Origin of the sequence: Staphylococcus sp. MZ3 (genome assembly GCF_018622755.1) — a bacterium.
Lineage (GTDB): Bacteria > Bacillota > Bacilli > Staphylococcales > Staphylococcaceae > Staphylococcus > Staphylococcus aureus.
This window is the reverse complement of sequence record NZ_CP076026.1, coordinates 1,217,374-1,229,863: the sequence shown is the minus strand read 5'-3', so window position 1 is coordinate 1,229,863 and position 12,490 is coordinate 1,217,374. Positions and strand designations below refer to the sequence as shown.

Here is a 12,490-nt window from a genome sequence, read left to right as displayed (position 1 = left end):
CTTCCAAATAGAAACCTCGGTACATTTACTTCAATTATATTTATACATCATCATAGCTGACTTCTTTTTCAGCTACAGTTTTACCGTCAACTTTAACAATATAACTTGCTGTTTTTCCTTTTTCAATTCTTAAAGGAATGTCTATACGTTGATCACTAGTAATATCGAAACTACCTTTTTCAGTTGAACCGTCATTATCTTTATCTTTAATATAAACTTTAACTTTTTGTGACTTATCATTTTTACCAGTGTATGGTACATCTACCGATTCAGTTGTCGTTTTGACATCTGATGAGTCACTTTTTTTACCTTTAGAAACAACAAATGAAATCGTTGACCCCTCATCTACTGATTTTCCTTTAGGAGATTGAGAAATCACATCACCCTCATCAATATCGTCACTATACTCTTCCTTACTTTCAACTTTAAACCCTTTTTCTTCTAAGGCTTTTTTAGCTTTGCTAAAGGATTTATGTTCAAAGTCTTCTACATAAACTTGCTTAATGCCTAAAGATTCATATAGTTTAATATTAGAATCATGAATAGCGATTTCAGTATTTGCGGTTACACTTTGATTTGCAATGTATCCTTTTGGCGCTTGATTATTATATACTTTTTCAATCGTAACATCTTTAAGACCTAACGATTTTAATTTCTGCAAGGCTTCCTCCTTAGGTAAACCAATGACATTTGGCATTTTAACCTTTTCAGGGCCCTTTGATATAACAACATCAACACTGTCACCACGTTCAACACGTTCACCAGTATTAGGAGTTGTCTTAATAATTTCATTTTCAGGATATTTATCACTATAACTTCTAGAAATTTTACCCAATTTCAGGTTGTTTTTATTGAATATTTGCTCTGCTTCTTTTACAGATTTCCCGATTACATCAGGTGTCTCTTCGTATTTATTACCAAACATTGCCATTGCCACAAAAGAAACAAGTGCAATCATTAACAACGAAAAGATTAGTGATAAGAGCACAATCTTTCGTGTTGATTTCTTTTTAGGTTTTGGTTCGTACACCGTACCTTCTGGCTTTTGGAATTGCTGATGATGAGCAGGCCCATTTACAATAGGTACTTGCGTCGTTTCACGTTTAGGTTGATTCGACTTATGTTCACTAATATGCTTTGCTAGATCTTCTTTTTTCAAAGGTACCGCTATCGTTTTCATTTTATCGAGTTCATAGACATCTTCATTCGCTCGATTTTCATGTAAAACACTACTCAAATCATCTTTCATTTCTTGAATTGTTTTGTAACGATTCGCTTTGTCTTTTTCTGTAGCGCGTAAAATGACATTACTTAAAGATTGCGGAATATCCTTACGTACATCTGTTGTCACATTTGGCACAGAATCCTGAATATGTTTAATCGCAATGCTAACTGCAGTTTCTCCATTAAAGGGTGGTTCACCAACAAGCATTTCATATAACACAATACCTATAGAATAAATATCTGTACATTCATCCGTTGCCTCACCTTTTGCTTGTTCTGGCGAAAAGTACTGCACAGTACCTAACACATGATTAGTCTGAGTTAAAGACGTCTCACTTAAAGCTTTAGCAATTCCAAAATCAAATATTTTCAACGTTTTATTGCTGTCAATTAATATATTTTGTGGCTTAATATCTCTATGTACAATACGCATATCATGCGCATGTTTAATGCCATCCAATATTTGATTCGTAAAATTAATCGCTGTGTCAACACTTAATGGCCCATGACTTTCAATATACTCAGACAAAGTCGGACCTTCGATATATTCCATTACTAAGTAGTAACAGTCATCTTCTTCATCAACATCGATCATACTTACTATATTTTGATGTGATAGCTGTGATGAGTTATGTACTTCTCGTTCAAAACGTTTTAATGTTTCTTCTTTTTCTCTAGGTGGTATAAAAATCGCCTTAATTGCAACTTTAATGTTAAGTATCGTATCTTCAGCAAGATAAACGGTACTCATGCCACCGCCGCCAAGCTTATCTACAATTTTATATCGTTCATTTATTATTTTACCTATCATACTTTATCACCTTCAATAGCCGCGAGTATGAAAGTAACGTTATCTTTCGAATGGTTATCTAATGCCAATTGCATTAATTGATCACCATGATCTTCTATTGTACCTTCTTTTACTAACAAACGCTTAATTTCATTGTCTTTAACATAATCAGTTAATCCATCTGAATTTAATAATAAATAATCATAAAAATTTAATCGCTTAATAAACAAATCTGGACTCACACGTTTATCTGTGCCCATCACCTTCGTAATAATATTACGTTGTGGATGTGTAAATGCTTCTTCCGGCGTAATTTGACCCGTTAAAACAAGATGATTAACAAATGAGTGATCACTAGTAATTTGTTCAATTTGTCGACTATTAATAACATAGGCTCTAGAATCACCGACATTTGCTATCACAACTGATTTTTCAAAAACAAGTGCACAAACACATGTTGTACCCATACCTTTATATTCTGCATTTTCTTGTGCATAGTGATATAACTGAAAATTTATATCTTTTATATTATTACGCAACCAATTTTCAGCTTGATGTTGTTCTATAAGATTTTCCGCTTCAAAACGGGATTTCAACTCATCTGTAACAAATTTACTTGCAACTTCTCCTGCTTTATGGCCACCCATACCATCACACAGAACTAAAAGTTGTTGATTAGTTTGATTATAAAAAATACCACCCGCATCTTCATTCTTATCTCTATGTTGTCCAGTATCAGTAAAAAATTGTGCCTCTAGCATTTGTCTTTACCTCGTTTCTACTTGTCGTTCCTTTGCTCTTAATTGACCACAAGCTGCGTCAATATCCGAACCTTGTTCACGACGTATTGTGGCATTAATTCCTAGTCTCTTTAATTCTTTTTCAAATTTAAAGATATCATTTTTAGCCGTTTTCACATAATTTCTTTCTGGAACATGGTTGACAGGAATTAAGTTAACATGGCAGTTTAAGCCTTTTATTAAATGTGCTAATTCTCTTGCATGTTCTAGTTGGTCATTCACACCACCAAACAGACCATATTCAAAAGTAACACGACGATTTGTTTTTTCTTGATAATATTGAATTGCTTCGATTAACTTCTCAACATTATATGCACGGTTAATTGGCATCAAGCGTGATCGCACTTCATCTTTTGCGGCGTGTAAGCTTACAGCAAAATTAATTTGAATATCTTCATCCGCAAAGTCATATATTCTAGGAATGATACCTGATGTTGATACTGTAATGTGACGTGCACCAATATTTAAACTATTATCATCATTGACGATTCTTAAAAAGTCCATCATTTCATCATAATTTTCAAATGGTTCACCGATACCCATTATGACAATTTGAGATACGCGCTCTTCTGTAGCATCAAGGGCTTTTTGAACTGTTAAAACTTGTGAAACAATTTCGCCAGCTTCAAGGTTTCTTTTTAAGCCGCCAAGTGTAGAAGCACAAAACGTACATCCGATACGACAACCTACTTGTGTCGTTACACATACTGAATTTCCATAATCATGTCTCATTAAAACAGTTTCAATTGTATAGCCATCTTGTAATTCAAATAAGAATTTAATTGTACCGTCTTTACTTTCTTGTTTTACTACAGTTGTTAAAGTTGTAACAGTAAAGTTATCTTTTAAAAGCTGTCTTAAGTCTTTCGATAAGTTCGTCATTTCATCAATCGAATCTACTCTTTTTTGATATAACCATTCAAAAATCTGTTTCGCTCGAAATTTTTGTTGACCTTGTTCAACGAGCCAGTTTTGCATTTCGTCAAATCGCAATGAATATATTGATTGCTTGTCAAAATTTGGAAGAAATTTATTCTTCTTTTTCTTTTCAGCAGTTATCATTCCTAATTGTCCTTTCTTTTTATCTTAGTGATAAAGAATCCATCTGAATTAAAGTCTTGCGGCATGATTTGTAACGTTTTGACCAACTCTCCAGTTATCGGATGTTGAAACGGTTCAAATTCGAAGTTTTTATTATTTTTCAAAAACGTATAAATCACGTTTTCATTTTCTAGTTGCTCTATTGTACATGTGGAATAGATGATTTCGCCACCTATTTTTACATTGTTTTTTACATTTTCCAATATTTCAAGCTGTAAATCAACTAGTGACTCAATATGTTGTTTGCTTTGAGTATACTTAATCTCCGGCTTATGTCTCATTACACCTAATCCGCTACATGGTGCATCAACAAGTATCTTATCGTATGTTTTATCATAAGGTTTTGTCGCATCATGTTGAAAGGCTTTAATATTTGTTAATCGTAATTTTTTTATATTAAAATTAATTAAGTCTATTTTGTGATCATGTATATCTGAAGCGTCAACTTGCCCTTCTGGCATTAAAACTTCAGCAATGTGACAAGCTTTACCGCCAGGTGCACTACATGCATCTAATACGTGATCATGTCGGTCTACATTCATAATGTGTGCAACAAACATTGAGCTTTTATCTTGAATTGAAACGAATCCATCTTTAAATGAACGAGAATGAATAATTGGTTGTCCTCCTATATGGAGACAATAAGGTAAGTCATGATCTTTTTCAACGTCATAACCTTCGTCTTGCAACTTTTCAATAATATCATCTAATGATGCTCGCGTCAGGTTGGCACGCACAGTTGTTGATGTCGTTTCTAAAAATGACTGTAAAATTGTTTCAGTTTTTTCGAGACCATAATGTGTTGCCCAATGATCTATAATCCACTTCGGCATACTATACTCGATTGCCATTCTTTTTTTAGGATCTGCAATTTCATTAAAATCAGGTAAGTCACTACGCATCATTGTACGTAAAATACCATTTACGACATTACCATTATGATAGCCACCGCGTTCTTTTGCTATTTCAACTGCTTCATTAATAATGGCATGATTTGGAACTTTATCTAAATAAACATATTGATAAATACTCATCCATAATAATTGCCTAACCCATGCCTTAATCTTTGTTTTCACAAAAGGCTTTAAATAAAAATCTAACGTATATTTTCTTTTAACGGTTCCGTAGACAATTTCTGTAAATAAGGCTTTATCCATTGCATTTAATTCATTTTCTGACAACACTTCATTAATACGCAAGTTACTATACGCACCTTCATTTAATATATCTTGAATCGTGTCAAAAGCAAGACTTCTCACGTTTTCTATCATATAAGTTTCTTCCCTACTAGTGTGTTTTGCGCACCACTTAAATAATTGGCAGCTAACATTCTCTTTTTCCCAGCCAATTGCATATCTTTAATTGCAACAGCTTCATTATCATTTGTAGCAACAATAATGGCTTTTTTAGTCGTTTCTATAATGGTTCCAGGCTCGTTTATCTTATTAGTCTCAACGAGTTCAGCATCGTATATTTTCAAGTTAGTGTCATCCATAGTTGTATAAGCAACTGGCCATGGGGATAATCCACGAATTTGATTAAACACTTGTCTTCCTGGTTTATTCCAGCTAATTCGCTCATCTTCGCGTCGAATATTGGAAGCAAATGTTGCTTGCGTATCATCTTGAGGTACGCTTTCATTTGTGCCCTCTATAATAGATGGTAAAGTTTCTTTTAATAAATCTGCCCCTAATACACTTAATTTATCATGCATCGTACCGACATTATCATTTTCTTCTATTTTAATTGCTTGTTGCGAAATAATATTACCTGCATCTAATTTTTTAACCATATACATAATTGTTATGCCGGTTTCTTGTTCACCATCGATAATTGCCTGATGAATTGGTGCACCACCTCTATACTTCGGTAACAATGATGCATGTACATTAATTGCCCCAAGTTTTGGTAATGCCAACAATGATTCAGGTAATAATTGTCCAAAAGCAGCAGTTACAATTAAATCTACATCTAATTGAAGCAATTGTTCTAATTCTTCTGATCCACTTAATTTTTCAGGCTGATATACAGGTAAATCATATTTCATTGCAACTTTTTTAACTGGTGGTGGTGTCATAACACGTTTACGTCCAACAGGTCGATCTGGTTGCGTTACGACTGCAATGACATCATGTTCTGCAATAAGCATTTCTAAAACAGTTGTTGAAAAGTCTGGTGTACCCATAAATATTATTTTAGTCATTTATAAAATATGCCTCCACTTCTTTATCTGTTAAAATACGGTCCGCACGTTCTGTAAAAGGGATACCGTTCATTTGATCTATAATATGCAAAATCATTCTTGCTACATCTTCATGTGCAGTTAGTTCAACTTTGTTCCCATTGACGTCATAACTTTCGACAACTATCATTTTACTTCTTGTCACTTCGCCGTAAACATCTGGCAATGTAATTGAACCTTCTAAGTCTGTTATTGTTTCATTTGATTGACTAATAATTTTCGGATTAACAAGTTGTAATAATCCTTCCATTTCCATATCAATAATTGCCACTTGCAATGACTGATTAATTTGAGGTGCACATAAGCCAGCAGCTTCTTGTGCATACATTGTATCTTCTAAATCTTGTAATAATCTTTTTAACGAATCATCAAATTTTTTAACTGCTTGCGCTTTTTTCGTTAAAATAGGATGCGATGCTGGTACTAACTTTTTAATCGCCATAACTCTTACTCCTCAATAAAATTCATCAAACTATTATAACGTAAATATATTAAAAATGCGACCTTACATCATAGAATGTATATTTTTCAATTTGAAGATTGTCATGTGATTCATTACGTATATTTCACACGTAAAATAATACAATGCAACTGAAATGTAATCCTAAATTTATTGTAAGGATTGAATAACTGAAATTTAGATGATTGGGAATGCTTAAACTAGAATGTTTGAACTAAAAGTGGGTATAATAAAAAGAGAAGCTAATGTCATTATAAGCAATTCAACTGGAGGGAAAGAAATGCAAGTAAACAAAGTTATTTATATTTTATTAGCATTGTTCTTAGGTAGTTTTGGTATTCATAAATTTTATGCCGGCAAGAATATGCAAGGTATTCTACACTTAATATTCTGTTGGACAGGTATCCCACACATTTTAGCAATTATTAGTGCAGTGATTACTGTTTTCAAACCTGCTGATGAACAAGGTAATGTCACTTTATAAATTGATAAAAATAAATCCCGATGACAATCATTTATTATTTGCGAATCATAGAGTTATAGTTATTACGAACTCTATATGATAAGCAGTAATGCTGATTGTTTATCGGGATTATTATTGCGATTATTTAATGTAGTACACTATTTATTTTTCACACAGTAAATACTATTTTAAAGAATCATCTGACGCTGTTTCATAGTTTGATTCATACTCTTTAATATATTTACTTAAAACAACAAAATGTGCGTTACCAAAATCACTAGATGCATTTAAGAAATCCATATCTACTAAATTTAAAACTTTTGGATCTGGATTAGACTTGTCTTCATAATTTTTTGGTGAAAAAGTGAAATAGGCCAATGCCGGCAACACTTCATCTTTAGTATCCTTTGATCCATGTGTCATAAATGAAACGCTTGTTAAAGGTACTCCGAAAGATTTGATTTGAGCTACGCTATATGGAACTGGTTTTGGATGATCAAGTTTAGTTAGCTGACTTAATTTTTTTAACTTAGAATAATCGTCATATTTAATTGCATCATCTTTATGTATTACGTAAGATCCTGGTTCGACTGATGCATAAACTAACTTTCCATCTTTATATTTTGTCATAATTTCTGCGTAAAAAACAGGTGTGTTTGAATTGCCAATTTTCTTTCCATCTGGATCTACATACCAATAATCAACTTGTTTTACATCATCGTGTGTTTCAATCACTTTCCTTTTTATACCTTTCTTACCTTTAAAGAATGCATCAACATCTTTTATTGAAGATCCTTTTGAATCTTTAGTAAATCTATAATCTGCAAGTTCCACTTTACCCATTAATTCTTTGTAATCTTTCCATCCTTGAATCCCTTTACTATTCGTAAACGACTTTTCTGTCATTAATGGATCCAACTTATCAAGAGATGGCGCATCTTTAATTCCTTTCATTTTCTTCTCTATTTCTTCATATTTCTCTAAATCTGGATCTTTCTCTTCTTCCGATTCTTTTTTTACAGTTTCTTGTTTTGATTCTTCTGATTTCTTTGATGATAATTTATGATTCCCACCAAAAGAACAACCTGCTACGACTAAAAGCATAATTAAAAGTAAACATCCCAGTGTCTTTTTCATAAACTTTCTCCTCTTAAGTTATTTTGTTTGAATCAAATAAACATACATAAATTTAAAAAACTTATTTATATTGATATTTTACATTAACCATCAATATTTTTAAATACTTTAATTGATAATTTAAGAAAATTGTTTTGTCTAATAATTTAAGTAGTTAAAACATAGATAGATATAAAATAGTTTATAGCCATTAATTTATAAGTGTAAAATTTGCACTATTTCAATTTGCCATTTAAAAATAGTTTGTTTAATCATTAGTACTTTTATTCATCAGTAAGTATGGCGCTTGCATTAAAATCAGAATTCGTAAATGAAAATACTAATAAATTCCTTATCAAACCAAAATCACGTAAGTTATAAAGCCATATAAAAAGACAGAATATAAACTGCTAATTTAAATAGTTAACAGTTGTATATTCTGCCCTTTTTCTGTACTTAAAGTAAAAACAAGACCTTTCATACTCTTAGGAAACATTGATATTAAAGTGTTTTAGTCAAAAAATTACATCATCATCTGTGGATCAATATCAATCTTCAATGCTAATTTTTCTTTTATAAATTTTTCATGGTAATAGTCATCTAAAAATTGAATGGCTTTTAATAATCCAGGTTCACTTTTATATTTCACTAAAATTTGGAATCTAAATTCATTGTTGATTCTCGCAAGTGCTGCCGGAGATGGGCCTAGTACAAGCGCTTTTTCTGTTAAATGCTGTAATAAAATTTTATGAACATGTTGCGATGCTTCCATAACCTTCTTCATTTCTTTATGTGAGATTGTGAAATTAATCAAATAATAATACGGTGGATACTTTCCTAATTTACGATATTCCATTTCCTGACGATAAAATGTTAAATAATCATTTTTTTGAACATCCAATATTGAATAATGGTCTGGATTATACGTTTGAATGATGACTTGACCTGCCTTTTCATGACGACCAGCTCTACCAGCCACTTGCGTTAATAGTTGATAAGTACGTTCGCTCGCCCGAAAATCAGGTAAATTTAACATTGTATCTGCATTCAGCACACCAACTAAAGTAATATTTGGATAATCTAATCCTTTCGCAATCATCTGAGTACCTAGTAAAATGTCACCGTTACCTTTTTCGAATTCAGTCAATAACTTTTCATGTGCACCTTTCTTTGAGGTTGTATCTACATCCATCCTAATTATGCGCGCATCTTCAAATTCTTGTTGCAATAGTTCTTCAACTTTCTGAGTACCAGTACCTACTTGTCGAATGTGTTCACTCTCACAATTTGGACATTGATTCGGTGGCGTCTCTTGGTAACCACAATAGTGACATTTTAATAAGTCTGTCGTTTTATGATACGTTAATGAAATATCACAGTTTGGACATTGCGGTACATATCCGCAATCCCGACATAACATAAACGATGCATAACCACGTCGATTTAAAAATAAAACAACTTGTTCCTTTCGATTTAATCTTAATTGTATGGCTTCACGTAAATCTTTTGAAAACATTGACCGATTACCTTCACTCAATTCTTCACGCATGTCTACTATATCAATTTCAGGTAAAGCTTGTTGGTTCACTCTGTTTGGTAATGATAGCAAATGATAAACGCCTTTTTCAGCTCGTGCATAACTTTCAAGACATGGTGTTGCACTTCCTAAAATGACTGGGCAGTGATGATATTCACTTCGCCATTGGGCAATTTCTCTAGCGTGATATCTCGGATAATCTTCTTGCTTATATGTAGATTCATGTTCTTCATCAATGATGATTAACCCTAAATTTTTGAAAGGTGCGAACACACTTGACCTTGCACCAACACATACTCTCGCACGACCATCCCTAATTTTTTGCCACTCATCATAACGTTCCCCATTAGATAAGCCAGAATGTAATACAGCAACGTCATCACCAAATCGACGTTTGAAGCGTAAAACCATTTGCGGTGTTAGAGCGATTTCAGGAACTAACATCATCGCCTGTTTTCCTTGGCTTAAAACATCTTCTATCGTTTGTAAATATACTTCTGTTTTACCTGATCCCGTCACACCATGAAGTAAAAATGTTTCTTGCTCTTGGCTTACAATTTTAGCTTTAATCGCTTCATATGCTTTATATTGGTCTTCTGTTAATTGCTGTTTTGATTCTTGTTCGAAAACACGATCTTTAAATGGGTCTCTTTCAACAACCGCGTCATATTTTTCAACATAACCTTTTTTGATAAGTCCATCTAAACTGGATTTTGAAAAGCCCATATCCTCAATATCAGTTAAAAATATTGTTTTATGTTGTTCTTCAGACAAGTAAGCATACAAATCGTATTGTTTAATAACTTTCTCCAACTTAGCTAATACTTCATCAGGATGATACCCTTCAATGACACGAACAGCACGCTTGGTTTTTTTAGTTATATTTTGTGTGAGAATCGTTTTTTCTTCAACGATATCATCTTTTAACAATTTCATAAGCAATTGAATATCATTATTTTTTTGCGCATCTTTATAATAATAGTAACCATGCTTATCAAATTTTTGTAATAAAGCTGAAGGTAGCTCTATGTCATCTTTCATCTTAAATGCTTTTTTATACTTCGCTTTAATAGCACTCGGAAGCATCACTTCTAGCATAGAAATACGTTTAATGACATGAGTTGAACCCATCCACTCACTTAAAGCTATTAATTCTGATGTTAATTCAGGTTGTATATCTTTCACTTCTATGATTTTTTTTAACTTCGAAACGTCAAGTTGTGCATCAGGTTCTGCTGTTACTTCCATTACATAACCTTGAATCGTTCTTGGTCCAAAAGGTACAATCACACGCACACCAGGTTGGATGACAGATTCGAGTTGTTCAGGAATTATATAATCAAATTTATAGTCAACGCTCTTCGACGCGACATCGACTATGACTTTCGCTATCATTATTGCCACCTAGTTTCTAGTTCATCTAAAATTTGTGCAGCTAATACTACTTTTTTTCCTTTCTTGATATTTACCTTTTCATTATTTTTAAAATGCATTGTCAATTCATTATCATCAGAACTAAATCCGATAGACATATCCCCAACATTATTTGAAATAATCACATCTGCATTTTTCTTGCGTAATTTTTGTTGTGCATAATTTTCAATATCTTCAGTCTCTGCTGCAAAGCCTATTAAATACTGTGATGTTTTATGTTCACCTAAATATTTAAGAATGTCTTTAGTACGTTTAAAAGATACTGATAAATCACCATCCTGCTTTTTCATCTTATGTTCTAATACATCAACCGGTGTATAGTCAGATACGGCTGCTGCTTTTACAACAATATCTTGTTCGTCAAATCGGCTTGTCACTTGTTCAAACATTTCTTCAGCACTTTGAACATGAATAACTTCAATATCTTTTGGATCCTCTAGTGTTGTAGGACCAGCAACTAACGTCACGATAGCTCCTCGATTTCGCAATGCTTCAGCTATTGCATAGCCCATTTTTCCAGAAGAACGATTGGATACAAATCTGACTGGATCGATAACTTCAATAGTTGGTCCTGCTGTAACCAATGCGCGTTTATCTTGAAATGAACTATTAGCTAAACGATTACTATTTTGAAAATGAGCATCAATAACAGAAACGATTTGAAGCGGTTCTTCCATACGTCCTTTAGCAACATAACCACATGCTAGAAATCCGCTTCCTGGTTCGATAAAATGATACCCATCTTCTTTTAAAATATTAATATTTTGCTGCGTACGTTTATTTTCATACATATGCACATTCATAGCAGGCGCAATAAATTTCGGTGTCTCTGTTGCTAGCAACGTTGATGTCACCAAATCATCAGCAATACCTACACTCAATTTTGCAATTGTATTTGCCGTTGCAGGTGCAACAATGATTGCATCTGCCCAATCACCTAATGCAATATGCTGTATTTCTGAAGGATTTTCTTCTATAAAAGTATCTGTATAAACAGCATTTCGACTTATTGCTTGAAATGCTAATGGTGTCACAAATTTTTGTGCGTGATTCGTTAACATAACGCGAACTTCATACCCAGATTGTGTTAACTTACTTGTCAAATCAATCGCTTTATATGCCGCAATGCCACCTGTAACGGCTAATAATATTTTCTTCATATTCAATCTCCCTTAAATATCACTATGACATTTACGCTTTACATCATCATATGCGCACAAATGCTCATTACTTTTTTATAGATACAAATTTAGTATTATTATAACATCAATCATTGAATAAACTAAAAAAACACACCTACATAGGTGCGTTTGATTTGGATAT

10 protein-coding genes are annotated in these 12,490 nt (G+C 32.9%); 1 reads left to right on the top strand and 9 read right to left on the bottom strand.

What is annotated here, in order from left to right; genetic code table 11:
* Positions 1 to 40: 40 nt before the first annotated feature.
* From pknB to KI230_RS05975, 6 genes are read right to left on the bottom strand one after another with little or no spacing between them, the layout of a single operon-like run.
* Positions 41 to 2,035, bottom strand: coding sequence for a serine/threonine protein kinase Stk1 (gene pknB / locus KI230_RS06000; protein ID WP_000579564.1), 1,995 nt, complete (start codon positions 2,033 to 2,035; stop codon positions 41 to 43).
* On the bottom strand, positions 2,032 to 2,775 hold the full coding sequence (locus KI230_RS05995) for a protein-serine/threonine phosphatase Stp1 (RefSeq protein ID WP_000888494.1): 744 nt from the start codon (positions 2,773 to 2,775) through the stop codon (positions 2,032 to 2,034). Before KI230_RS05995 ends, pknB begins: the two co-directional genes overlap by 4 nt.
* 6 nt (positions 2,776 to 2,781) lie before the next feature.
* Positions 2,782 to 3,876, bottom strand: a complete 1,095-nt coding sequence (gene rlmN, locus KI230_RS05990; RefSeq protein WP_000626897.1) for a dual-specificity RNA methyltransferase RlmN — start codon at positions 3,874 to 3,876, stop codon at positions 2,782 to 2,784.
* A gap of 2 nt (positions 3,877 to 3,878) precedes the next feature.
* Complete coding sequence (gene rsmB, locus KI230_RS05985) at positions 3,879 to 5,186, bottom strand: 16S rRNA (cytosine(967)-C(5))-methyltransferase RsmB (protein ID WP_000572241.1); 1,308 nt, start codon at positions 5,184 to 5,186, stop codon at positions 3,879 to 3,881.
* A complete protein-coding gene (gene fmt, locus KI230_RS05980) occupies positions 5,183 to 6,118 on the bottom strand; it encodes a methionyl-tRNA formyltransferase (protein ID WP_000161291.1) in 936 nt (311 codons plus the stop codon). Before fmt ends, rsmB begins: the two co-directional genes overlap by 4 nt.
* Positions 6,111 to 6,599 (bottom strand): peptide deformylase, encoded by a 489-nt coding sequence (locus KI230_RS05975; protein WP_000985290.1) that lies wholly within the window; start codon positions 6,597 to 6,599, stop codon positions 6,111 to 6,113. Before KI230_RS05975 ends, fmt begins: the two co-directional genes overlap by 8 nt.
* Before the next feature lie 298 nt (positions 6,600 to 6,897).
* Here KI230_RS05975 and KI230_RS05970 point away from each other — a divergent pair, with 298 nt between their 5' ends.
* Positions 6,898 to 7,101: a TM2 domain-containing protein gene (locus KI230_RS05970; RefSeq protein WP_001198024.1), complete on the top strand. Its 204-nt coding sequence runs from the start codon at positions 6,898 to 6,900 to the stop codon at positions 7,099 to 7,101.
* A 162-nt stretch (positions 7,102 to 7,263) separates the two neighbouring features.
* Here the strand turns inward: KI230_RS05970 and KI230_RS05965 are convergent, their stop codons facing one another.
* The 3 genes from KI230_RS05965 to coaBC all read right to left on the bottom strand — a co-directional run bounded on the left by KI230_RS05965 (position 7,264) and on the right by coaBC (position 12,327).
* Positions 7,264 to 8,217 (bottom strand): hypothetical protein, encoded by a 954-nt coding sequence (locus tag KI230_RS05965; RefSeq protein ID WP_000751703.1) that lies wholly within the window; start codon positions 8,215 to 8,217, stop codon positions 7,264 to 7,266.
* Between the two features lie 502 nt (positions 8,218 to 8,719).
* The gene (priA, locus tag KI230_RS05960; protein ID WP_214958348.1) at positions 8,720 to 11,128 is read right to left on the bottom strand and encodes a primosomal protein N'; all 2,409 of its coding nucleotides are present in this window, start codon (positions 11,126 to 11,128) and stop codon (positions 8,720 to 8,722) included.
* Positions 11,128 to 12,327 carry a bifunctional phosphopantothenoylcysteine decarboxylase/phosphopantothenate--cysteine ligase CoaBC gene (coaBC, locus tag KI230_RS05955; protein WP_000722165.1) on the bottom strand — a complete coding sequence of 400 codons (1,200 nt, stop codon included), beginning with the start codon at positions 12,325 to 12,327 and terminating at the stop codon, positions 11,128 to 11,130. Before coaBC ends, priA begins: the two co-directional genes overlap by 1 nt.
* Positions 12,328 to 12,490 lie beyond the last annotated feature (163 nt).

Bases quoted from the DNA above. Each gene is read 5' to 3' on its own strand.
- KI230_RS05975 (WP_000985290.1), bottom strand. From the start codon at position 6,599: ATGGCGATTAAAAAGTTAGTACCAGCATCGCATCCTATTTTAACGAAA.
- KI230_RS05995 (WP_000888494.1), bottom strand. From the start codon at position 2,775: ATGCTAGAGGCACAATTTTTTACTGATACTGGACAACATAGAGATAAG.
- rlmN (WP_000626897.1), bottom strand. From the start codon at position 3,876: ATGATAACTGCTGAAAAGAAAAAGAAGAATAAATTTCTTCCAAATTTT.
- rsmB (WP_000572241.1), bottom strand. From the start codon at position 5,186: ATGATAGAAAACGTGAGAAGTCTTGCTTTTGACACGATTCAAGATATA.
- priA (WP_214958348.1), bottom strand. From the start codon at position 11,128: ATGATAGCGAAAGTCATAGTCGATGTCGCGTCGAAGAGCGTTGACTAT.
- fmt (WP_000161291.1), bottom strand. From the start codon at position 6,118: ATGACTAAAATAATATTTATGGGTACACCAGACTTTTCAACAACTGTT.
- KI230_RS05970 (WP_001198024.1), top strand. From the start codon at position 6,898: ATGCAAGTAAACAAAGTTATTTATATTTTATTAGCATTGTTCTTAGGT.
- coaBC (WP_000722165.1), bottom strand. From the start codon at position 12,327: ATGAAGAAAATATTATTAGCCGTTACAGGTGGCATTGCGGCATATAAA.
- KI230_RS05965 (WP_000751703.1), bottom strand. From the start codon at position 8,217: ATGAAAAAGACACTGGGATGTTTACTTTTAATTATGCTTTTAGTCGTA.
- pknB (WP_000579564.1), bottom strand. From the start codon at position 2,035: ATGATAGGTAAAATAATAAATGAACGATATAAAATTGTAGATAAGCTT.